Raw genomic sequence first — 22,146 nt, 5'->3', positions numbered from 1 at the left:
GATCACCGCGGCAAGAAGGCCTCGAACTCCTCGGTGATCAGCGCGGCGATCCGGTCCGGTTCGGGGACCAGCGCGGCATCAGCGGCGATCGCGATGGTGACCTGGTTGTCGTAGCTGAAGATCGACACGCTCATCGGCTCGTCGCCGCTGCACGGGGCCCAGCCGATCATCCCGGCGACGGGAGCGCCAGCGAAGGTCATCGGGATCCGGGGACCGGGCACGTTGGTCAGCACCCCGACCGCCTTGTTGGCGAACAGATCGGTCAAGGCGGTGGCGACGACGGTGGGTGACTCGGCGAGCACCCACTGGATGCCGAAGGTCACCACGGGCTCGGCGCTCTGCTTGATGCGGGTCATCCGCTCACTGATCTGCCCGATCAACTGCCGTGGGTCACGCACCCCGAGCGGCATCGGCAAGAAGATCAGCGAGAAGTGGTTGCCGAGCTCCTCGGGTAGGTCGGCGTCGAGCGGCGACAAGGACACCGGCACCAGCCAGTGGATCTCGTCCACGGGTGCCGTCTTCTCCTGCAGATAGCGGGTGAAGGCGCGGGAGATCACGGCGAGGAGGACGTCGTTGACGGTGCCGTCGTACTCCCTCCCGGCCCGCCGCACCCGGCCCAGGTCGAGTCCGGTCGTCCAGGCCACCTGCTTGGCAGCACCGGGCGTGCCGGTCCAGGAGGTGCGCACGCTGCGCCCGGCCGCCAGGATCCGCGTCACCTCGGCGACGGTGTTGGCCGACGCGTTTTCCTCGGAGGTGAAGGAGGAGAGCGCGTCGATAAGGTGGCCCGGGTGGACCAGCAGGTCCCACCCATGCTCCAGCGCCACCGGCCCCAGCCTTGCCGCCGAGATCGGCACACTCAGCGCGCTGGCGCCAAAGCCGCGGGCGACGTCCCAGGCGTCCGTGACGCCATGGCGTACGGCGTCCGCGCCGGCGGCCAGCAGGCCCCGGCCGCCCTCGCGCCCCACCGTGGGTGGGAGCGCGCCGTCCTCGGTGGTCTCGCAGAGGCTGAGCAGGAGCTGGACCAGTCGGATGCCGTCGGCGAGAGCGTGGTGGAAGCGGCTGAAGACGACGGTGCGCGGACCGTCGGCGAGGCCGGTCACACCCGAGATGACCTCCATCGACCACAGCGGCCGGTCGGTCTCGAACGGGTCGGAGAAGCGGGCGCCGATGTAGTCGCGCAAGGACTGCGCCGTCGGCGCCCCCGCCAGCACGGTGCGGGTGAGATGGTCGGTCATGTCGAAGTCGGGGCTGACCTCCCAGAACCACCGACCGCGCTCCTCGACCGGGCGACGGGAGAACACCGGGAAGCGGTCCACGACCTGGCGCTGGACCAGGTCCACGATCGCCTCCCAGCTGGGCTCCTGCTCGCCGAACCACATCAACGAGTGGACGTGCATCAGGTTGTTCGGCCGGTCCATGTGCAGCCAGGTCTGGTCGGCCGGAGCGATCGGCAGCCGTGCGGGCCGCTCCGCAGCACCAGGCTCAGCCTCAGTCCGGCTCACGACGGCCCGGGCTCAGAACTCGTCGATGACGTGCATGGCGGCCTCCTCGGCACTGGCCGCCGCACCGTCGACGCCGACGTCTTGGACGAAGCGATCGTCGCCGTCGTCGGCCGCCACCAACCGGCCGGAGCGCTGGTCGCCGACCTCGTCGTCGTCGAGGACGTCGTCGGTCCAGTCGTCGTCGACGCCGACGTCCGGCTGTTCCTGCGCGATCCGCTGGTCGAGGGACTCGCCTTGGTGCTCCTCGGCGGGGGTGTTGCCGAAACCCTGGGCCGGTGACCATTTCTCGCGGGTCACGATGCCCTCGTCGAGGACGTCGTCGACCCCATGGAAGTCCAGGGTGTCTTCGGGCTGCAACTGGGTCTCGTCGTCGACGCTGTAGTCGCCGTATTCCTCTCCGCCACTCATAACCCCATCATCCTCCTCGGGAGCGGGTCCGTGCAGCGCAAGTGACTGACGGCACAGCACCCTCGGCCGGCGGATCAGTCGACGCCGAACTCCATCGCGGCGCTGTCCAGCGCCTCGTCGCCGAGCTCTCCTTCGGCCTCGGGGTTCTGTGCGATCCGGGCTGCGCGGCCGGCCTCGATCTCACCCAGCAGGGTGCCGTGCTCGACGAGCACCTGACCCTGGTCGAGCGGCTGGTTGGCATAGAGCTCGAGCTTCTCCCGGGAGTCTGCGATGTCGAGGTTGCGCAAGGTGAGCTGACCGATCCGGTCGGTCGGTCCGAAGGCCGCATGCTCGGTGCGCTCCATCGACAGCTTGTCCGGGTGGTAGGACAGGTTCGGCCCCTCGGTGCGCAGGATCGAGTAGTCCTCGCCCCGCCGCAGCCGCAAGGTCACCTCGCCGGTCACCAGGGAGCCGACCCAGCGCATGATCGCCTCGCGCTGCATCAGCGCCTGCGGGTCGAGCCACCGGCCCTCGTAGAGCAGCCGGCCCAGCCGCCGACCCTCGAGGTGATAGTTGGCGATGGTGTCCTCGTTGTGGGTGGCGTTGAGCAGTCGTTCGTACGCCGTCCACAACAGCGCCATCCCCGGCGCCTCGTAGATTCCCCGCGACTTGGCCTCGATGATGCGGTTCTCGATCTGGTCGGACATGCCGAGCCCGTGCCGCCCGCCGATGGCGTTGGCCTCGGTCACCAGGGCGACCGGGTCGGCGTACGTCGTGTCGTTGATGGCCACCGGTCGGCCCTGCACGAATCGGATCGTGACGTCCTCGGTCTCGATCGCGACAGTGGGATCCCAGAACCGCACGCCCATGATCGGCTGCACGGTCTCCAGCGACACGTCGAGGTGTTCGAGGGTCTTCGCCTCGTGAGTCGCACCCCAGATGTTGGCGTCGGTCGAGTAGGCCTTCTCCTTGCTGTCGCGATAGGGCAGGTCGTGCTCGGTGAGCCACTGGCTCATCTCGGCGCGACCGCCGAGCTCGTCGACGAAATGGGCATCCAACCAGGGCTTGTAGATCCGCAGATTGGGGTTGGCCAGCAGGCCGTAGCGGTAGAACCGCTCGATGTCGTTGCCCTTGAAGGTCGACCCGTCGCCCCAGATCTCGACCCCGTCCTCGTGCATGGCACGCACCAGCAGGGTGCCGGTGACCGCCCGACCGAGCGGTGTGGTGTTGAAGTAGGCGCGGCCGCCGGAGCGGATGTGGAACGCGCCGCAGGCCATCGCGGCGAGGCCCTCCTCGACCAGTGCGGTCCGACAGTCGACCGCGCGGGAGAGCTCCGCGCCGTAGTCCAGCGCTCGCTCCGGCACGCTCGCGATGTCCGGCTCGTCGTACTGGCCGATGTCTGCGGTGTAGGTGCAGGGTACGGCGCCCTGCTGGCGCATCCAGGCCACCGCCACGGAGGTGTCGAGGCCCCCGGAGAAGGCGATGCCGACGCGCTCGCCGACGGGCAGGGTGGTGAGGACCTTGGACATGGAGCAATCATGCAGGCCAATGCATGGCCATGCAAATCAGGCTCGCCACTCGCCGGGCTGGCCCAGGGACAGAAAAGGGGCCCGCCATCGTGGGGAATGGCGGGCCCTCTTGCACAAGAGTGCAACACCGTCGCGCGCTCGATCAAGACGCCAGCACTTCAGGTTCTTGCATTGCACAAACATGCGGGCGCCCCGGGAATGGATCCAGCGGGAGGCTTGTTCCGAGTAGTTGAACTATCAACTATGGTCTGGACCAGGAGTACACATGAGCATCTTCAACCGGCAGCACGACGACTTCGACGCCCCCACGGCGGTCCTCGAGGACATCTCCGGAGACTACGTCCTCGACCCGACCCACAGCCGGCTCGGCTTCTCCACTCGGCACGCGATGGTCACCACCGTTCGTGGCCAGTTCACCGAGTTCAGCGGCACCGCGCACGTCGACTCGGCCAACCCCGCCGCCTCCAGCGTCGAGGTGACGATCAAGGCCGCCAGCATCGACACCGGTGTCGCGGACCGCGACGCCCACCTTCGCTCGGCCGACTTCTTCGACGCCGACCAGTTCCCCGAGTTCACTTTCCGCTCCACCGAGGTCGCCGTCGAGGACGGCGACTGGGTGATCACCGGTGACCTGACCATCAAGGACACCACTCACCCGGTGACGATCGCCTTCGAGCCCACCGGCTCTGCTCGCGACCCCTTCGGCAACGTCCGCATCGGCTTCGAGGGTGGCGCCACCGTCAACCGCAAGGACTGGGGCCTGACCTGGAACGCCGCGCTCGAGACCGGCGGCGTGTTGGTCTCGGAGAAGGTCAAGTTCGACTTCGACATCTCCGCCATCCAGCAGCAGGGCTGACGCGGTCGCGTCTCGCGGGGCGTTCGGCGGTGGATTCACTCCATCCCGGACGCCCCGCTCCACCTCTCCTGCCAGCATGTTGCCGCGCCGCGAGCGGCACCTCGTGGACAGCGATCGATCAGGGGGCGACGGCGATGGCGCGGTTGACCCAGGTGTCGATGACCACCATGCCGACCTTCTCGTAGAGGCCGAGCGCGCCGGTGCGGGAATCGGTGCCCAGGCCCGAGGCGACCGCACCGTGTTCGCGGGCCACCGCGAAGGAGTCGACCAGCAGCGCCTGGGCAAGTCCGCGGCGGCGCTGGTCGGACCTGGTCGCGAGCCGGGTCACCACCGCCTCCCCGCCGTCGGTCATCACGATGATCGCGGTGGCCACCACCTCACCGCCCGGGTCGGTGACGACACGGATCTGCCACGGCTCGAAGCCAGGCCGCCTCATCACCCCGGCCTCGAAGTCCGCGAAGTCCTCCCGGTCCCTGACCGACCACTCCAAGAAGGCGTCTTCGACCACCTCGTGCACGGTGGGGTACTCCGCCGGCTCCGCGGTGCGCACGGCGTACCCCTCCGGGAGTGGACGCCGCGGGATGGTCGCTCCCTCGGGCAGCTCGAGCACCCAGCTGGTCCACCGGATGTGATAGCCGAGTGCGGCGAGCAGGCGGTCGGCGGCGGAGCCTTCGGGCACGGGCATGCCGATCACATCCATCCCACTCGCTGCGGCCTTCGCCTGCATCCAGCGCGCCAGGGCGGTGCCGATGCCGCGACCCTGATAGTCCGGATGCACCGACGCATCCCCGCGGCCAGCCAACCCGACCTCGGCGTAGCCGACCAGCCGATCGCCGTCGAACACCCCCACCGTGCTGTCCCCGATGTCGAAGCTGGGCCGTTGCCAGTCCCCGACGATGTCGGCCTCCTCGATGTCCACCCGACCGAGCTGGGCCAGCTGCTGGGCAGCCATCACCTCCGTCACCCCGCGAGCGTCTGCCATGCCCAACGGTCGCGAGGTGAGCAGATCGGGCAGGTCGAGGGAGAGCGGCACGGACATGCGGGACATCCAACACGGCCTCGACCGCTCCTGTCGCGGCAATATCGTCACCGGATCTACCGCGGTCTTCGTGCGTCTGCCGCGGTCTTGTCGTGGCACAGTGACCCGTATACGGGGTCTCAACCCACCACAGCGCCGCGGCAGATGGGCAAGAGCAACGACAGCACCGCGGGAGATGGGTCAGCGCAACCTAGCCGCGCAGCTCGGGGAACTGATCGTCGCGCCACTCGCCGGGGTGCTCCGGCTGGTCGGCGGTGTCCTCCTCGCGCACCCGCAGCTCGACGCGGCGGATCTTCCCGGAGATGGTCTTGGGCAACTCGGCGAACTCGATCCGACGCACACGCTGATAGGGCGCCAGGTGCTCGCGGGCGTACCTCAAGATCGACAGCGCCGTCTCCCGGGTCGGCTCCCAGCCGGGCGCCAGCACCAGATAGGCCTTCGGCACGGCCAGCCGGATCTCGTCGGGTGCGGGCACCACTGCGGCCTCGGCCACCGCGGGATGCTCGATGAGCACCGACTCGAGCTCGAACGGACTGATCTTGTAGTCGGAGGCCTTGAACACATCGTCGGTCCGGCCGACGTAAGTGATGTAGCCCATCTCGTCGCGCTCCGCGATGTCCCCGGTGTGGTAGAAGCCGCCCGCCATCGCCTCGTCGTTGCGGCGATCGTCGCCTTGATAGCCGGTCATCAGCGGCAGCGGATGACCGGCCCGCAGGTCGAGGCAGATCTCTCCCTCGCCGATCCCCTCGACGGGCTCAGCACTGGTCAGGTCCAGCAGCACGACAGGCACCCCGGGCAGCGGTCGGCCCATCGACCCGGGCTCGACCCTGCTGCCCGGCGTGTTCCCGATCTGGGCTGTCGTCTCGGTCTGGCCATAGCCGTCTCGGATGGTCAGGTCCCAAGCACGGCGTACCTGCTCGATCACCTCGGGGTTCAGCGGCTCGCCCGCGCCGATCACCTCACGCAACGCCCCCGGCCCCGCCGAGAGGTCGGCGTTGACGAGCATCCGCCACACCGTCGGTGGCGCGCAGAACGTGGTGACCTCGTGCTCGGTCAACACCCCTAGCAGCGCGGCGGCGTCGAACCGCGCGTAGTTGTAGACCAGCACGGTGGCCTCGGCGATCCACGGCGCGAAGAAGCAGGACCACGCGTGCTTGGCCCATCCGGGCGAGGAGATGTTGAGGTGCACGTCGCCGGGCCGCAGGCCGAGCCAGTACATCGTCGAGAGATGCCCGATCGGATAGGACGCCTGGGTGTGCTCGACCAGCTTCGGCCGTGACGTGGTGCCGGAGGTGAAGTAGAGCAGCAGCCGGTCGCCCGGCCCGGTCCCCGGGTGCTCGCTGGCGACGGCGTCGAGGTCGTACGCCGCCCGCAGGTCGTGCCAGACCCCACCGGAATCCCGAGCCGCTGGTCCGCCGACGGGACCGACGCTGATCCGCGTGTAGTCGCCGGCGACAGTGTCGAACTTCGGTGCGTCGACCGGGTTGCAGATCACGAAGCGAGCGGCACCGCGGCTGACCCGGTCGGTCAACTCGGCCGGTCCCACTGCCGTTGTGGTGGGCATGATCACCGCGCCCAGCTTGATGACCGCCAGCATGGTCTCCCAGAGCTCGATCTGGTTGCCCAGCATGACGATCACCGAGTCGCCGCGGCCGACCCCGCGCTCGCGCAGCCAGCTCGCCACCTGATCCGAGCGGCGGACCAGTTCGTCGAAGGTGCGGGTCCTCGCGGAGCCATCCTCCTCGACCACGATGAGGCCGGGTTGGTCGTTGCCACGGGCGAAGGTGTCGAACCAGTCGATCGCCCAGTTCCACCGGTCGCCGACGTCGGGGAACTCGAACTCGGCGACGGCCCGGTCGCGCTGCTCCCTGAGCGCCAACAGATGGTCGCGCGCCTCACGGTAGGCCTCGGTCCCAGACATGCTGCTCCCCTCGACGATCCTGTCGCCGAGTCTGCCCCCTGCGCGGGCATCCGACCACACGGGGTCCGGTGAGCCGGGACGGCACCGTGCCCCGGGCGAAGCCTCGCCCGGGGCACGGTGTGGTGGCAGGGAGGGCTACTCCACGTCGCCTTCGGCGAGCAGACCGTAGAGCTTGCGCCGGGTCTCGACCAGGAGGTCGATCGCCTCGGCGTGCTGCTGTTCGGTGCCCGTGGTGACGATCTGCCAGACGGCGTTCATCAAGGCCACGATCTCAGGCTTGAGCCTGCTGACCTCGTCCTCGCCGTCGCCGAGGTCGCGCTCGAAGGGGCGCCACACCGCGGCCAGATCGTCGGCGCGCTCGGCGACGTACGCCTCGCCCGCCTCGGTGAGTCGGAGGGTGCGGCGACCGGCGCTCTCGTCGGTCGTGACCAGGCCCTCGTCCTCGAGCTGGGAGATGGTCGGGTAGACCGAGCCCGGACTGGGCCGCCACGCCCCGTCGCTGCGCTCGGCGATCTGGCTGATGATCTGGTAGCCGTTCATCGGCTGATGGCGCAGCACGTCCAAGATCGCGGATCGTACGTCGCCGCGGCGCACCCGCGGGCCGCGCCGGGGGTCGCCCCCTGGGCCGCCTTGGGCCGCTCCGAAGAGGCCGCCGATCCAGGGCGGCGGGCCCTGGCGGCCGCGGCGCGAACCGCCTCGACCTCGGTCCCAACCCCTGTCCCAGCCGCGCTCCCAGCCCTCGGGGCCGTCACCGCGACGACCGTCGCGGTGCTGCTCCCATTCGCCCTCGGTCGGGCGGCGTCGCCAGCCATCATGTCCTCGTTGTCCTCGTTGTCCCATGATCAGGACTCCTCTCGGTGATCGGCCGGAGCGTTGGTGGGCCCGGCCGTAGGCATCGGTGGGGAGCTCGTGACCCCCCGACTATCGTGAGACTATCGTCGATGCATCACGATATATCGTTACCGTACACGGCGATCGGCGCCCTCGCAAGGCCCGGCCGCGAACGTGCCGACCAGGTCGATGCGCCGACGGGCGTCAACAGGTGGTCACCACGCACAGAAGTGCGCCCCGGACGGCGCGCGCGATGGCCATCCGGGGCGCGACCGCGACACCAGCCGGTGCCGCGGAGTCGCAGGTCGCCAACGTCGCGGCGCCCGTACGCCCCGGCTCCAGCATCCCCCTCCCACGGGGACGCCGACAGGACCTGCGTCACACCTGGACGGGTCAATTCCCGACCCGTCAGTGAGACCGATCAGGCGAGGGTGAGGAAGAGTTTCTCCATCTTCTTCACGTCGACGCCGCCGCTGTCTTCGGGGTTGGCCAGGCACTGCTGGATCCCGGAGGCGACGATGGCGAAGCCGGCCCGATCCAGCGCCTTGGACACCGCGGCCAGCTGGGTCACCACCGACTCGCAGTCACGGCCCTCCTCGAGCATCCGGAGCACGCCACCGAGCTGGCCCTGGGCGCGCTTGATGCGGTTGATGACATGGATCATCTCGTCGGGATCCAGCTGCATCACGCCTCCTTGCTGTCGGGCTGACGGGTCTCGGACCGACTGGCAACGGCGGCCAAGGCAGCGGTCAACCGCTGCTTGGCATCGGCCGCCACCTCACGGACGGCGGGCCCGCCTGCCAGCGACATCATGGCATCGGGGTCGATCGCCTCCACGACGACACCCTGCTCGGCGGCGCGGACGACCACGTTGCACGGCAACAGCGCCGCGATGGACGGATCTGCCTGCAGCGCCGCGTGGGCGAGCGGCGGGCGGCACGCACCCAGGATCACCTGGGGCGCCACCTCCACGCCGAGCTTGGCGCGCAGCGTCGCCTGGATGTCGATCTCGGTCAGCACCCCGAACCCCTGCTCGGCGAGGGCCTCGCGCACCTGCACGACCGCGTCGTCGTACGCCGCGTCGACGGTGGCTGTCAGTGTGTAGTCCATGGTCTCAGGCCTCCGGCGCGGTCTCACCCGACGAAGCGGAGGCCGCTCTGGCGGCGTCGATGTCGAGGTCGCGCACGGCTTGGATCAGCTCCGCGAGAGCTGGCGCGGGAAGCGCGCCCGGCTGGGCGAAGACCAGTGAGCCGTCCTTGAAGGCCATCAGTGTCGGAATCGAGCTGATGCCGGCCGCACCGGCGAGGCCGCGCTCGGCCTCGGTGTCGATCTTGCCGAACACGATGTCGGGATGCTCGTCGGACGCCTGCTCGAAGATCGGCGCGAACATCCGGCACGGCCCGCACCACGACGCCCACCAGTCGACGAGGACGATGTGGTTGTCCTTGACGGTGGACTCGAAGTCGGCTTGGCCGAGCGTGGTCGTGGCCATGGGTGAACCTTTCAGACGGCGGCGTGCGTGGGTGTCACTCGACCTAACGAGGATACCCCACCCCGTATTCCCGGCACCGTGCCCGGGGCGCCGTAGTGATCGGTCGCCCGGGCGACCGGGGAGGATGACCTCCCACGGGACGGCCAACCTTTCCGGGGTCGCACCTCGTCAGCAGGACATGAGCACAGCAGCGGAGGACCGTCGATGACACCGTCCCAGCGTGCGGCGTTCGCCGATTTCGCCACGGCCCGGGGCGCGGCGCTCCATCGAGCCGCCTACTTGATGGTGGGCGATGCACACCTGGCCGAGGACCTGGTTCAAGAGGCGTTGTCGAGGGTGTATGCCGCCTGGCCGCGAGTGCGTGAACCGGAGGCCTACGCGCGGCGCGCCATCACCACGACTGCGATCTCCTGGATGCGGCGCAAGGCCTGGGCCGAGCGGCCCGTGGACCTCGTCGCGGAGCCGGGCACTGCCGTCGACGGCTCAACGGAAGTTGCCAGTCGCCTCGACCTCTGGTCAGCGCTCGGCGCCCTCCCGCCCCGACAGCGCGCCGCCGTGGTGCTGCGCTACTTCGAGGACCTCACCGAGGCCCAGACCGCCCAGGCGATGGGCTGCTCGGTCGGCACGGTGAAGAGCCAGGTGTCGGCGGCCATCGCCAAGCTGCGCGACTCCCTCACCACAGACACCCCCTTGGCTATCGACTCCGTAGGAGAGTTCTCATGACTGATCTCAAGCAGCGTCTCCAGGTCGAGGTGGACCAACTGCCTCTCCTGGTGGTGGACCTCGACGCAATCACTGCCTCGGGCGGCAGCATCGTCCGTCGTCGTCGGGCGGCCTGGGTGGCTGGAGGCACCGCCGCGGTCCTCGCGGTCGCGGGCCTCGGGTACGGCCTTGCAGCCCTCCCCGGTCACTCCGCTCGGACATCCGCTGTGGCCAGCGCGGGGCTGCCCACCGGTCCGTCCTGGGCCGTCGGCAGCACCATCCATCTCGGGGACACCTCCGTCGATGTCGGGCGTCGGGTCCAAGCGATGGTGCTCACCGAGCGTGGTGCCGCGTTCACCGACGACACCGACGATGTCTTCGCAGTGGTGGACGGCACCGTGAAGCGCCTCGGAGCTGCCTTCGTCGCCGACGGCGACAACGGTGACCTGCTCCTCGCCGCCGACAGCCAGGGCACCCGCGTGGCATGGATCAGCACGGACGGCGACGGCTTCTCGCTGGCGACGTACGACGTCGCCAAGGACTCGGTGACTACCCACGCCCTCGACCGCCCGGGATCTGCTCCGCAGGTCCGCGCTGTCGATCGTTCAGGGGTCTACCTCTTCGACGGTCGCGGGGTGGTCCGCATCGACGGCGACGACGAGCAGGTCATGGCCGCCACCACCAACCACGAACTGCTCCAGGACGTCTCAAGTGGAGTGTTCCTGCGTCAGGAGAGCACGGGCGAGACGATCGGGATGGTGGCGGCGAGCGATCTGGCGGCGCGAGGTCACCGCTTCCGCAGCGCCAGCACCGGCACGCTGTCGCCGGACGGCGAGCACGCGATCAGCGACACCGCCGACCAGGCCCTGCTGATGGACACCGCCACTGGCCGGCAACGCGATCTGTCCCTGCCGGGCTTTGGCTTCCTAGCGCCCTACGGCTGGATCGACAACGACACCATTGCTGCCATCGGCATCGAGTCCGAGGACGCCACCGAGGTCAGCATCGCCACCTGTGCGGTCACGACTGCACAGTGCCAGGTCAGCGTCGCCAACACCGGCACCGCGGATCCACTGGACCTCGCATTTCCGACCGGTGACGACCTCTACCGCGAAGTCGACTGAGCGGCACTCCGCAGGATCAGGAAGAGCGCTCGTCTCTCCGGAAAGGATGACGTCCACCGGGGTTGGTGCCGTGCGAGCGGTCGGCAGCGGCCTCGCTAGAGTGGGGCCGCACCCTACGGCGAGGAGGCGGCATGCGGGCGCTGGTCAAGACGGCCCCGGGGCCGGGGTTGGAGCTGCTCGACGTCGTGGAGCCGGAGTGCGGCCCGGACGAGGTGAAGATCCGGGTGCTCCGCGCCGGCCTGTGCGGCACCGACCTGCACCTGTTCGAGTGGGACGAGTGGGCGGCGGCCACGGTGCGCACGCCGATGACGATCGGACACGAGTTCTACGGCGAGGTGGCCGAGGTCGGCGAGGACGTCACCACCATCGAGGTCGGCCAGCGCGTCTCTGGTGAGGGTCACATCGTCTGCGGGATGTGCCGCAACTGCCGCGCCGGGAGACGCCACCTGTGCATCAACACTGTCGGCATCGGGGTGAACCGGGACGGTGCGTTCGCCGACTACGTCGTCATTCCCGCCACCAACGTGTGGGTCCAGCCGGCCGACCTCGACCCGGACCTGGGGGCCCTGTTCGACCCGTTCGGCAATGCCACGCACACCGCGTTGTCTTTCCCGATCGCGGGCGAGGACGTGGTCATCACCGGCGCTGGGCCGATCGGGGTGATGGCGACCGCCATCACCCGGCACGTCGGCGCTCGGTTCATCGTGGTGACCGACATCAGCGAGGTCCGGCTGGAGTTGGCCAGAGCCGCCGGCGCCGACCTGGCGATCAATGCCGCGACCACCTCGCTCGGCGACGCCATGGCCACACTCGGCATGAAGGAAGGCTTCGACATCGGTCTGGAGATGTCCGGCGCGCCCGCCGCCGTGGCCGACATGCTGGCCACGATGAACCATGGCGGCCGGGTTGCGATGTTGGGGCTGCCGCACGCCGACTACGTCATCGACTGGGGTCGGGTGATCACCCACATGCTCACCATCAAGGGGATCTACGGCCGGGAGATGTACGACACCTGGTATGCCATGAGCGCCATGCTGCAGACCTCCGCCCCCTTGCGCGACGCCCTCCGCTCGGTGATCACCCACCGCTTCCCCGCGGAGCGCTGGCCGGAGGCCTTCGAGGCGATCCGCTCCGGTCGGTGCGGCAAAGTGATCATGGACTGGAGCTGACGAGAAGGAGAGAAGCATGTACGCCGCCGTCCGCGACCAGTTGCGCGCGACCCTCGACGAGATCGAGGCCACCGGACTCACCAAGCACGAGCGGGAGCTGACCTCACCCCAGGCGGCGCACGTGACGACGTCGACCGGTGAGGCGCTGAACTTCTGCGCCAACAACTACCTCGGCCTGGCCGGCCATCCCGACGTCGTCGCCGCCGCGTCAGATGCCCTCCGGAACTGGGGCTTCGGGATGGCCAGCGTGCGGTTCATCTGCGGCACCCAGGAGCTGCACAAGCGACTCGAGGCGGCACTCACCGCCTTCCTCGGCACCCAGGACACCGTCTTGTTCGCGTCCTGCTTCGACGCCAACGGCGGCGTGTTCGAGGTGCTCTTCGGCGAGCAGGACGCGGTCATCTCCGACGAGCTCAACCACGCGTCCCTGATCGACGGCATCCGACTGTGCAAGGCGAGCCGCTACCGCTACCGCAACGCCGACCTGGCCGACCTGGAAGCGCAGCTCCAGGCGGCCTCGGGCGCACGCCGGCGCTGCATCGTCACCGACGGCGTCTTCTCCATGGACGGCTACCTCGCGCCCTTGCCGGGGATCTGCGAGCTCGCCGAGAGGTACGACGCCCTGGTGCTGGTCGACGACTCCCACGCCGTCGGCTTCGTCGGCGACGGTGGCCGCGGCACCCCCGAACACTTCGGGGTCGCCTCCCGCGTAGACATCCTCACCGGCACCCTCGGCAAGGCGCTCGGCGGCGCGTCCGGCGGCTACGTGAGCGGGCCGCGCGAGGTCATCGAGCTGCTCCGGCAGCGCGCCCGCCCGTATCTGTTCTCCAACGCGGTAGCTCCGAGTGTGGCCGCCGGATCCCTGCGGGCCCTCGAGCTGGTCTCCTCCTCCGACGAGGCGCGCGAGACGCTGCGGCGCAACACCACCCTCTTCCGGTCGCTGATGACCGACGCCGGCTTCGAGATCCTGCCTGGTGAGCACCCCATCACGCCGGTGATGTTCCGTGGCGAGGACGGCGCCCGCCGCGCCGCCGAAGTGGCCGATCGGATGCTTGCCGAAGGCATCTACGTCATCGCGTTCTCGTTCCCCGTCGTGCCGCGTGGCCAGGCCAGGATCCGGGTGCAGCTCTCCGCCGCTCACACCGAGGACGACGTACGCCGTTGCGTCGCCGCCTTCGTCGCCGCGACCTCCTGACCCTGGGAGACGGCGGCCACGCCCGACCGCACGGGTCCAACCGCACAGCGTCGTCATAGCCGGCGCCGAGGCACGGCCTAGGGATCCGGACCACGCTGAGGTCGTGACCGATCAACAACAAGCACCCGACCCGGGCTCGCCCGAGCCCACCGACTCCACCGGCACCGACCGTCGCGGCGAGAGCGCCACGGCGACCGCAGACGCCCGACCCGGCTCCCGTCTCTCCGGGTTGCGCGGCGTGAGGCTGGGACTGGTCGCAGCGACGGCCGGCCTGTTGATGGGCGGCGTGGGCGGGTTCGCGGTCGGTCAAGTCACTGCCGGGGAAGCGCGCGACGAAATGTCCCCCTCGCACAGCTTCCCCGGCAGTGGCGCCAACGACGGGAGCGAACTCCCTGGAGCGCCAGCCGGTCAGCAGGACGGGGCGTCCGACGGAGCAGCGCCGGGCCAGGGACAACCCCCGACCGGTGGGCAAGGCGAGCAGGGCGACGGCGACCAGGACGGCGGCGGGGGCAGCAGCGACTCCTCCACCTCGGCCACCTGACAGCCTCCGTCAGGGCCCGCGAATCAGGGCCCGCGAGTCAGGGCCCGGCGATCCGGTAGCGGACGAAGGCGGGCGCGGCTAGCGCGGCGGCGACCATCAGGACCACCACGAGCACACCGCCGCCGGCTGCGGCCGCCGCCGTGCCGACCAAGGCCGCCGCGCTGCCGTGCACGACATCGGCGATCCGCGGGCCGCCCGCGACCACGACGATGAAGACGCCCTGGAGGCGGCCACGCACCTCGTCCGAGGCGGCGCCCTGCAGCATGCTCATCCGGAACGCGGCGGAGGCCATGTCAGCGGCCCCACCCACGACCAACATCACGACAGCGACCGCGAGCAGGGCGCCACCGGTGCCACCCGCCAGGCCCGCGGCGACGCCGAAGCCGACCATGGCGGCGCCCCAGACCACGATGGCGACGATCACCGCGAAGCCCTGCCGCTCCACCCGCGAGACCCATCCGGAGAAGATGCCGCCCAGCACCGCGCCGGCGGGGATGGCGGCAAACAGCAAGGCGAAGGCGAGCCCGCCTTCGTTCGGCCCACCGAAGCTGAGGTGCGCCATCTCCGGGAAGAGCGCCCTCGGCATCCCGAAGACCATCGCGATGATGTCGACCACGAAGGACATCAGCAGGACCGGATGGTGGCGCAGATAGCCCAGCCCGTCGACGATCGAGCGCAGGCCCGGTGTCTTCGTCGCTCCTTCGATCGGCAGGGCGGGCAGGGCGATCACCGACGCCAAGGTCGCGAACAGGGACAGGCTGTCGAGCAGGTAGAGCCAGCTGAAGCCAAGGATCGGGATCAACACACCACCGACCAGCGGTCCCGCGATCGCACCCGCCTGGGTCACGGTCATGCTCAAGGAGTTGGCCGCCGGCAGGAGTTCGTCCTCCATCAGCCGGGGCAGGATCGCGCTGCGGGTGGGCCAGTTGACGGCGAAGAAGGCCTGCTGCACGGCGAAGACGACCAGCAGCAGCCAGACGTCTCCGTTGCCCAGCAGCGCCTGCAACCAGAACACCGCGCTGGTCACGATCAGCCCGATGGTGGTGATGATCAGGATGGTCCGGCGGTCCATCGCGTCCGCCAGCGCACCGCCCCAGAGCCCGAAGACGACCAGCGGGACCAGCCCGAAGACGCCGGTCAGGCCGACGTACGCCGACGAGCCGGTGATCGCATAGATCTGCGCCGGCACCGCCACCACGGTGAGCTGGGCGCCGATCACGGTGACGATGCTGGCCAGCCACAGCCGACGAAAGGCAGGTACGGCGAGGGGGCGGGTGTCTGCCAACACCCCACGCAGACCCATCTGGTCCCTCCCGCCGTGTGTCTCACCAAGCCGGGCGACCTCGCCGACCGGGACACCGAGGTGCCCGAGCGATGCTCTCACCTCCGGCGGCCCGGTGCGCGATCGGACCACCGGAGGCGAGATTCACGACCTGGGTCGCGCACCCACTCCGACCACCGAGATTCCGCCGAGGACGGTCATGGTGAGCAGAACTGGGCTCGCCCAGTCGTCGGCGAACAGGAACACGGCGACGGTCAGCAGCACCGCAAGCACTGACAGCGCGAGCACTCGGCCGCCGACGCCGAGCTCGTTGCGTCGCACCTGGGTCAGTCCGATCACCATGGCCGGCAAGAAGGTCGCCGCGAGACCGAAGAACGCCGCCAGGCCGGAGGCGTTGTAGATCGGCCCCGAGTCGATCTCGAAGACCTTGAGCAACGGGTAGATGATCCCGTTGCCCGCGATCATCGCGACGAGTCCGGCCATCAAGATCGTGCGGCAGACCCGGAGCGTGCGGCCGAACCGCTGAACCGCGAGGAACAACGGACGCTCGCGACGGAGCACCACGATGAGCATGGCGCAGGCCAGACAGAGGCCCCCGGTGAGCAGGACGTGGACCCAGAGCGGAGCGGACAGAGCATCGTCGGTGATGAAGGTGCGCTCGCCAGTGACGCCGGTGATGATCCAGTCCACCGCGAGGGCGGTCAGAAGCGGTACGACGACAACGAGGGCCGCGACGTGGTGGTTGGCCAGGAGGGCCCGAGTCTCGGACACGGCCCGATCATCGGCAGGGGTTGAAGCGGTGGTCATGGTGTGCCTCTCGTGGTTGATTCAGGAGTTCCACCGTGGTCCGCGCACCGCCGCCGACACGTCGGCCGATCGAGCCTCATCCGGCGCCCGAGGGCGGAGATCGGCCCATCCTTGAGGAGGAGGCCTGCCGAGCCTCAGGACAGCAGGCCGGCCCGGTGAGCGGCCACCGCGGCCTGCAGCCGGTCTCGCACGCCCAGTTTGGTGAGGATGTGCGCCACGTGCGTCTTGACCGTGGTCTCCGCCAGGTAGAGCTCGCGGCTGATCTCGGCGTTGGAGCGGCCCGCGGCGAGCGAACGGAGCACGTCCAGTTCGCGATCGGTGAGGTCGGCAAGCCCGGGCACCGGCTCCTGCGGCGCCCCGAGCAGCGGTCGCACGACGCGCTCCAGCACGTGCGACGCGATCGTCGACTGCCCTTGCGCGCAGGCAGAGACGGCGCGCAGGAGGTCGGCGGGCGGGGTGGTCTTGAGCAGATAGCCGCTGGCCCCGGCCCGAAGCGCCTCGACGACATACTCATCCAGGTCGAACATGGTCAGCACCAGCACGCGTGTGTCCGGGAGGGCCGCAGTGATCTCCCGGGTGGCCGAGATGCCGTCGCCCCCGGCCATCTCGACGTCCATCAAGACGACGTCGGGCCGCAGCCGCTGCGCGAGCCGGACGGCCTCCGGTCCGTCGGTGGCCTGGCCGATGACCTCGATCTGGTCGTCGCTGGTCAACACGGTGACCAGGCCTTGGCGGAGCACCTCGTGGTCGTCCACGACCAGGACCCGGACCTTCACGCGCGGGCCACCGTACGGTGCGGCAGCTGGACAACGAGGCGATGTCCACCGCGCGCACCCGGACCGGTGGACAGCGAGCCGCCGGCCAACCCGACCCGCTCTCTCAGACCGACCAGCCCGAAGCCTGGCTCGGCCGTCGGCGACGGACCGGGCCCATCGTCCTCGATCTCGACCTCGACCAGGTCGGATCGCTGGACCACCTGGACTCGGACGGTGGCGCCTCGCGCATGGCGGAGCACGTTGGTGAGGGCCTCCTGCACCACCCGATGCGCGACCGGCCCGGCCGAGCCGGTCAGGACCGTGGGTCCGTCGTACTGCAGTCGGAGCCCGGCTGCCCGGGCTCGAGCGACCAGCGAACCCAGGTCCGCGACTTCTGGTGGCGTCGCGGCGGACGCCACCTCGGACAACTCCTCGATCGCCGCCCCCACGCTGGCGTCGAGGGCATCGAGCGCGGCCAGGGCCGTGGCCGGGTGTTGCCGCCACGAGACCGTGGCCGCGGACGCCTGGACTGCGACGACCGCAACGGCATGAGAGACCACGTCGTGCAGCTCACGAGCCAGGGACAGTCGCTCAAGACGGCCGGCCGCCTCCCGGGCTTGGGCCAGGCGCTCCTCTCGTTCCTCGACCAGCGCGACGGTGGCGTGCTCGCGGCCCCGCGTCACCCGACGCACGGTCGCGGCCACCACCGTCACCAGCAGCAGCACGGCGGTGGCACCGGCGTTGTCGCGGTTCAGCACCCAGGTCGAGACGCACATGGAGGCAACCAGGAAGGTGCCCGCGGCGGCCAGCCGATCGACACCCTTCGTCCGCTGTACCAGCGTCCACAGCACGGCCCCCATGGTCACCAACATCCAGAATCCGCCGGAGACCATATGACCCATCGACAGTGCGAGCAGGTGCACGATCCCGATCAGCACTGCTGCGGCGGCCGGTGACGTCCGGGCCAGCAGGACAGGCACCGCCGCGGCCACGGTCAAGATCACGGTCGTCCAGTCCACCGCACCCAGCTCCATCGACGTGTATAACGTCGCCTCTGCACCAGCAAGGGCCCCGGCCACCACAGCGAGTGCCAGGTCTCCTCGCCGCAGCGTGGGCGCGAGATCCGCCGCCTCTTCATCCGCTGGAGGCGGCTCGGGCGGACGAAGCAGACCGATCTGGCGCCGAAGCTCGCTGGTGGCGCGGCGGGACTCCAGGTGGATGCCGTCGAGCGGGGCCGTCGGGTCGCCGCCGTCGACGATCGCCTGACGCGCCGCGGCGGACTCATGTCGTACGACGTCAAGGCCGGCCCGCAGACCCACCGAGATCTCGGTGGAGAGCCGCTCTCGCTCCGCCTGGACCGCGGCATAGGCCACCCGCTCCGGATCGACGCCGACGAGGAGTGCAGCCTGCCGGCGGACCTCGCGGAGCCGCCGCCATGCCACCACCTGGCCATGGACGACCCACGCGAGGACCGAGAGCAAGACGCTGAAGAACAGCACTTCGGGCCAGCCCACCGCGTCAGCATAGGAGCGCCGGAAACGCTGCGTCATCGTCCTTTCGACGGAGCAGCTCCCACCAGAGGAGCACCACGAGTCGCCGCAGCCCGTGCACTCCCCTCGACGCGGTCGAGCTCGATGTCGCTAGTGGCTGACGGTCCGCTGATCCACGTCTGTCAACGCGTGCTCAGGAGAGCCGCACCCGCGTGCCGGCGGTGCCGCGCACGATGTCGGCGATGTCGGCCAGCGAGCCGATCACGGCCTCCTTGCCCGAGGCCCGGGCGAACCGGCAGGCTGCCTCCACCTTGGGGCCCATCGAGCCGACGGGTAGGTCGAGGCCCTCGAGCTCGTCGGGCGTGACCACACCGAGCCGGCGCTGCTGCGGCGTCCCGAAGTCGACGTACACCCCGTCCACGTCGGTAGCGATGACCAACAGGTCGGCGTCCAGCTCTCGGGCGAGCAGGGCAGAGGCGAGGTCCTTGTCGATGACCGCCTCGACCCCGTGCAGCTTGCCGTGCTCGTCGAACATGGTGGGGATGCCGCCACCGCCGGCGCAGATCACGATCGCGCCGCTCTCCAGGAGGGTGCGGATCGGGCGGATCTCGAAGATGCGGCGCGGGCGAGGGCTGGCGACGACCCGGCGGAACCGATCCCCGTCGGCCGCGATCGTCCAGCCCCCCTCGGCTGCGAGCACTTCGGCGGTCTCCCGGTCGTAGGTCGGCCCGATCGGCTTGGTCGGGGTGGCGAAGGCCGGGTCGTCCCGGTCCACCTCGATCATGGTGAGCAGGGTGGCCAGCGGCTGTTCCGGCGGCAAGATGTTGCCGAGCTCCTGCTCGATGACATAGCCGATCATCGCCTCGGTCTGCGCGCCCAGGACATCGAGCGGGTAGGCCTTCACCTCGGTGTAGGCCGCCGCCTGCAACGCGAGCAGGCCGACCTGGGGCCCGTTGCCGTGCGCGATGACCAGCTCGTTGTCGGGCGCCACCTCGGCGATCCGCTCGGAGGCGAGGCGGACGTTGGCACGCTGGTTCTCCGCCGTCATCGGTTCGCCCCGACGCAGCAGCGCGTTGCCACCGAGGGCGATCACGATCCGCATCCAGCCTCCTCAGCCCAGCGCGGCCACGAGGACCGCCTTGATGGTGTGCATCCGGTTCTCGGCCTGCTCGAAGGCGAGGTTGGCCGGCGACTCGAAGACATCCTCGGTGACCTCGATGCCGTTGGCCAGCGCCGGGTAGGCCTCGGCGATCTGCGCGCCGACGACGGTCTCGGCGTTGTGGAAGGCGGGCAGGCAGTGCATGAACTTCACCCGCGGGTTGCCGGCGGCCGCCATCAGTGCCGGGTTGACCTGGAAGGGCAGCAACAGGTCGATCCGCTCACCCCAGGACTCGACCGGCTCGCCCATCGACACCCAGACGTCGGTGTGGATGAAGTCGACGCCGGCCACCGCGACCTGGGGGTCGTCGGTGACGGTGATCCGGGCCCCCGACTCGGCGGCGAACTCCTGACACTGCTCCACCAGCTCGTCGAGTGGCCACAACTCACGCGGCGCACCGATCCGCACGTCCATGCCCAGCTTCGCGCCCACCAGCAGCAGTGAGTTGGCCATGTTGTTGCGGCCGTCGCCCACGTAGGCGTAGGAGATCTCGTGGACCGGCTTGGTCGAGTGCTCGGTCATGGTGAGCACGTCGGCGAGCATCTGGGTGGGGTGGAACTCGTTGGTCAGGCCGTTGAAGACCGGCACGCCGGAGTACTCCGCGAGGATCTCGACGTTCTCCTGGCCGGAGCCGCGATACTCGATCGCGTCGTACATCCGACCCAGCACCCGCGCGGTGTCCTTCATCGACTCCTTGTGCCCGATCTGCGAGGACGTCGGGTCGATGTAGGTGACGTGGGCACCTTCGTCGAAGGCCGCGACCTCGAACGCGCACCGGGTGCGGGTGGAGGTCTTCTCGAAGATCAGCGCGATGTTCTTGCCGGCCAGGCTGCGCCGTTGCACACCGGAGTACTTCGCGCGTTTGAGGTCGCGGGAGAGGTCCAGCAGATAGTGCAGGTCGCGCTCGGAGTGGTGCCGCAGGCTGAGCAGGCTCCGGTTGCGGAGGTTGAATGACATCGGATGCGCCTTTCGATGCGGCCGGCCGGAGGCCAGGGTGACGGGGTACGGCGGGCCCGGGTCGGCTGCTCCGGCCGGCCCGGGCTGGAGGTGGAAGGTCAGGTGTAGAGCGGGTCACGCAGGATCGGGCAGGTCATGCATCGACCGCCGCCGCGGCCACGGCCCAGCTCGCTGGCCGTGATCGTGACCACCTCGACGCCGGCCTTGCGCAGCGCGGTGTTGGTCAGCGTGTTGCGGTCGTAGCCGATCACCACACCGGGCTCCAGCGCCACCACGTTGTTGCCGTCGTCCCACTGTTCGCGCTGGATGCCGTAGAGATCACCGGCAGTGGTGACCACCCGGAAGTCGACACCCAGCGCCTCGCCGACGGTGTCGATCAGACCCCGCGGCTCGCGCCTGATGTCCAGCCCGGACGGGCCGTCGCCGGGGCGCAGGCTGAAGCACGAGATGCCGTCCACCACGGGGGCGAACGAGGTGACCAGGTCGTGGTCGGCGAAGGTGAACACCGTGTCGAGGTGCATCGCCGCCCGCATCCGGGGCAGGCTCGCCACGATGACCCGCTCCGCGGCGCCCGCGGCGAACAGGTTGCCCGCCACCTGCGAGATGGCCTGATGCGAGGTCCGCTCGCCCATCCCGACCAGCACCACGCCGCGACCCAGCGGCATCACGTCGCCACCTTCGAGGAACGCGAAGCCGCTGTCCTCGGGCGGGCCGTCCAGGTCGCCCAGCCAGACGTCGAACTTGTCGTCGGCGAAGGCCGGATGGAAGCGGTAGACGGCGGTCGTCAACAGCGTCTCGTCCCGCCGCGCTGGATAGTGCATGGGATTGAGTGTCACCCCGGAGAAGATCCACGAGGTGTTGTCCCGCATGAACTGGGTGTTGGGCAGCGGCCGGATCACGAACCCGAGGGGGTCGACCTCGCGCAGGGTGCTCAAGAAACCACCACCGAGGTCCTCGGGCAGGTCCTGATAGGCGACTCCGCCGATGAGGAACTCCGCGAGCCGCTCCGCAGCCAGCTCGTCGAGCCAGGCCCGGACGTCGGGTCGCAGGCCGGGGCCGACCCGGCGGTCGGTGATCTTGTGGTCCAGCAGCCACCCTCGCGCCTCGGGCTCCGCAACCACCTCGGCGAGCAGGTCGTGGAGCTCGAGCACCTCGATGTCGCGTTCGGCCATCTTCGCGACGAAGTCGAAGTGGTCGCGCCGGGCCTGCTGCACCCAGATGACGTCGTCGAAGAGCAGCTCGTCGCAGTTCTCCGGAGTCAGTCTCTGGTGAGCCAGGCCCGGCGCGCACACCAGGACGCGGCGCAGCTTGCCGGCCTCGGACCAGACGCCCACCCGGGCATCTGTTCGGACGTCGATGTCGTTCATCGTCCCTCTCTCCTCTTCCGGCACGCGGTCATCGTGTCATC

22 protein-coding genes are annotated in these 22,146 nt (G+C 69.6%); 6 read left to right on the top strand and 16 right to left on the bottom strand.

The annotated features are described in order from the left end of the window. Positions 1 to 2 precede the first annotated feature (2 nt). From QM714_RS14410 to argG, 3 genes are all read right to left on the bottom strand, one after another. Positions 3 to 1,502, bottom strand: coding sequence for a WS/DGAT domain-containing protein (locus QM714_RS14410; RefSeq protein WP_415101745.1), 1,500 nt, complete (start codon positions 1,500 to 1,502; stop codon positions 3 to 5). A 12-nt stretch (positions 1,503 to 1,514) separates the two neighbouring features. Next, positions 1,515 to 1,910 carry a DUF5709 domain-containing protein gene (locus tag QM714_RS14405; RefSeq protein WP_415101743.1) on the bottom strand — a complete coding sequence of 132 codons (396 nt, stop codon included), beginning with the start codon at positions 1,908 to 1,910 and terminating at the stop codon, positions 1,515 to 1,517. A 74-nt stretch (positions 1,911 to 1,984) separates the two neighbouring features. Beyond that, positions 1,985 to 3,418, bottom strand: coding sequence for an argininosuccinate synthase (gene argG, locus QM714_RS14400; protein WP_415101741.1), 1,434 nt, complete (start codon positions 3,416 to 3,418; stop codon positions 1,985 to 1,987). A gap of 265 nt (positions 3,419 to 3,683) precedes the next feature. On the opposite strand from argG, the gene QM714_RS14395 reads away from it, so the two are divergent. After that, complete coding sequence (locus QM714_RS14395; protein ID WP_415101739.1) at positions 3,684 to 4,274, top strand: YceI family protein; 591 nt, start codon at positions 3,684 to 3,686, stop codon at positions 4,272 to 4,274. Between the two features lie 118 nt (positions 4,275 to 4,392). Here QM714_RS14395 and QM714_RS14390 read toward each other — a convergent pair whose 3' ends face one another. From QM714_RS14390 to trxA, 6 genes are all read right to left on the bottom strand, one after another. Further along, positions 4,393 to 5,322: a GNAT family N-acetyltransferase gene (locus QM714_RS14390; RefSeq protein ID WP_415101737.1), complete on the bottom strand. Its 930-nt coding sequence runs from the start codon at positions 5,320 to 5,322 to the stop codon at positions 4,393 to 4,395. A gap of 181 nt (positions 5,323 to 5,503) precedes the next feature. Next, complete coding sequence (locus QM714_RS14385; protein ID WP_415101735.1) at positions 5,504 to 7,234, bottom strand: AMP-binding protein; 1,731 nt, start codon at positions 7,232 to 7,234, stop codon at positions 5,504 to 5,506. A gap of 135 nt (positions 7,235 to 7,369) precedes the next feature. Continuing rightward, on the bottom strand, positions 7,370 to 8,074 hold the full coding sequence (locus tag QM714_RS14380) for a PadR family transcriptional regulator (RefSeq protein ID WP_415101733.1): 705 nt from the start codon (positions 8,072 to 8,074) through the stop codon (positions 7,370 to 7,372). A gap of 412 nt (positions 8,075 to 8,486) precedes the next feature. Continuing rightward, the gene (locus tag QM714_RS14375) at positions 8,487 to 8,750 is read right to left on the bottom strand and encodes a metal-sensitive transcriptional regulator (RefSeq protein ID WP_415101731.1); all 264 of its coding nucleotides are present in this window, start codon (positions 8,748 to 8,750) and stop codon (positions 8,487 to 8,489) included. Then, a complete protein-coding gene (locus QM714_RS14370; RefSeq protein WP_415101729.1) occupies positions 8,750 to 9,175 on the bottom strand; it encodes a DUF302 domain-containing protein in 426 nt (141 codons plus the stop codon). The genes QM714_RS14375 and QM714_RS14370 overlap by 1 nt, the downstream gene beginning before the upstream one ends. Before the next feature lie 4 nt (positions 9,176 to 9,179). Continuing rightward, on the bottom strand, positions 9,180 to 9,557 hold the full coding sequence (trxA, locus tag QM714_RS14365) for a thioredoxin (protein ID WP_415101727.1): 378 nt from the start codon (positions 9,555 to 9,557) through the stop codon (positions 9,180 to 9,182). Positions 9,558 to 9,761: 204 nt separating this feature from the next. Between trxA and QM714_RS14360 the strand changes: the two genes are divergently transcribed. The 5 genes from QM714_RS14360 (at position 9,762) to QM714_RS14340 (ending at position 14,288) form a co-directional block, all read left to right on the top strand. Beyond that, complete coding sequence (locus QM714_RS14360; protein WP_415101725.1) at positions 9,762 to 10,280, top strand: SigE family RNA polymerase sigma factor; 519 nt, start codon at positions 9,762 to 9,764, stop codon at positions 10,278 to 10,280. Next, entirely contained in the window at positions 10,277 to 11,383 is a 1,107-nt protein-coding gene (locus tag QM714_RS14355) for a hypothetical protein (RefSeq protein ID WP_415101723.1), read from the top strand. The genes QM714_RS14360 and QM714_RS14355 overlap by 4 nt, the downstream gene beginning before the upstream one ends. A 131-nt stretch (positions 11,384 to 11,514) precedes the next feature. Continuing rightward, positions 11,515 to 12,552 (top strand): L-threonine 3-dehydrogenase, encoded by a 1,038-nt coding sequence (tdh, locus tag QM714_RS14350; RefSeq protein WP_415101721.1) that lies wholly within the window; start codon positions 11,515 to 11,517, stop codon positions 12,550 to 12,552. A 16-nt stretch (positions 12,553 to 12,568) separates the two neighbouring features. Beyond that, the gene (locus QM714_RS14345; RefSeq protein WP_415101719.1) at positions 12,569 to 13,747 is read left to right on the top strand and encodes a glycine C-acetyltransferase; all 1,179 of its coding nucleotides are present in this window, start codon (positions 12,569 to 12,571) and stop codon (positions 13,745 to 13,747) included. A 103-nt stretch (positions 13,748 to 13,850) separates the two neighbouring features. Then, on the top strand, positions 13,851 to 14,288 hold the full coding sequence (locus QM714_RS14340) for a hypothetical protein (protein WP_415101717.1): 438 nt from the start codon (positions 13,851 to 13,853) through the stop codon (positions 14,286 to 14,288). Positions 14,289 to 14,325: 37 nt separating this feature from the next. Here QM714_RS14340 and QM714_RS14335 read toward each other — a convergent pair whose 3' ends face one another. The 7 genes from QM714_RS14335 to QM714_RS14305 form a co-directional block, all read right to left on the bottom strand. After that, positions 14,326 to 15,591: an MFS transporter gene (locus QM714_RS14335; protein ID WP_415101715.1), complete on the bottom strand. Its 1,266-nt coding sequence runs from the start codon at positions 15,589 to 15,591 to the stop codon at positions 14,326 to 14,328. 123 nt (positions 15,592 to 15,714) lie between these two features. Then, positions 15,715 to 16,341, bottom strand: a complete 627-nt coding sequence (locus tag QM714_RS14330; RefSeq protein ID WP_415101713.1) for a hypothetical protein — start codon at positions 16,339 to 16,341, stop codon at positions 15,715 to 15,717. Positions 16,342 to 16,511: 170 nt separating this feature from the next. After that, positions 16,512 to 17,153 carry a response regulator gene (locus tag QM714_RS14325; RefSeq protein WP_415101711.1) on the bottom strand — a complete coding sequence of 214 codons (642 nt, stop codon included), beginning with the start codon at positions 17,151 to 17,153 and terminating at the stop codon, positions 16,512 to 16,514. After that, positions 17,150 to 18,646: a histidine kinase gene (locus QM714_RS14320; protein ID WP_415101709.1), complete on the bottom strand. Its 1,497-nt coding sequence runs from the start codon at positions 18,644 to 18,646 to the stop codon at positions 17,150 to 17,152. The genes QM714_RS14325 and QM714_RS14320 overlap by 4 nt, the downstream gene beginning before the upstream one ends. A 169-nt stretch (positions 18,647 to 18,815) precedes the next feature. Further along, positions 18,816 to 19,724 carry a carbamate kinase gene (gene arcC, locus QM714_RS14315; protein ID WP_415101707.1) on the bottom strand — a complete coding sequence of 303 codons (909 nt, stop codon included), beginning with the start codon at positions 19,722 to 19,724 and terminating at the stop codon, positions 18,816 to 18,818. Between the two features lie 9 nt (positions 19,725 to 19,733). Further along, on the bottom strand, positions 19,734 to 20,738 hold the full coding sequence (locus tag QM714_RS14310) for an ornithine carbamoyltransferase (RefSeq protein WP_415101705.1): 1,005 nt from the start codon (positions 20,736 to 20,738) through the stop codon (positions 19,734 to 19,736). 98 nt (positions 20,739 to 20,836) lie between these two features. Then, positions 20,837 to 22,105, bottom strand: a complete 1,269-nt coding sequence (locus tag QM714_RS14305; RefSeq protein ID WP_415101704.1) for an arginine deiminase — start codon at positions 22,103 to 22,105, stop codon at positions 20,837 to 20,839. Between the last annotated feature and the right edge of the window lie 41 nt (positions 22,106 to 22,146).

Origin of the sequence: Nocardioides sp., assembly GCF_047602075.1 — a bacterium.
Taxonomy (GTDB): Bacteria; Actinomycetota; Actinomycetes; order Propionibacteriales; family Nocardioidaceae; genus Nocardioides.
The sequence above is the reverse complement of the archived record's forward strand: the minus strand, read 5'-3'. Positions and strand labels throughout refer to the sequence as shown.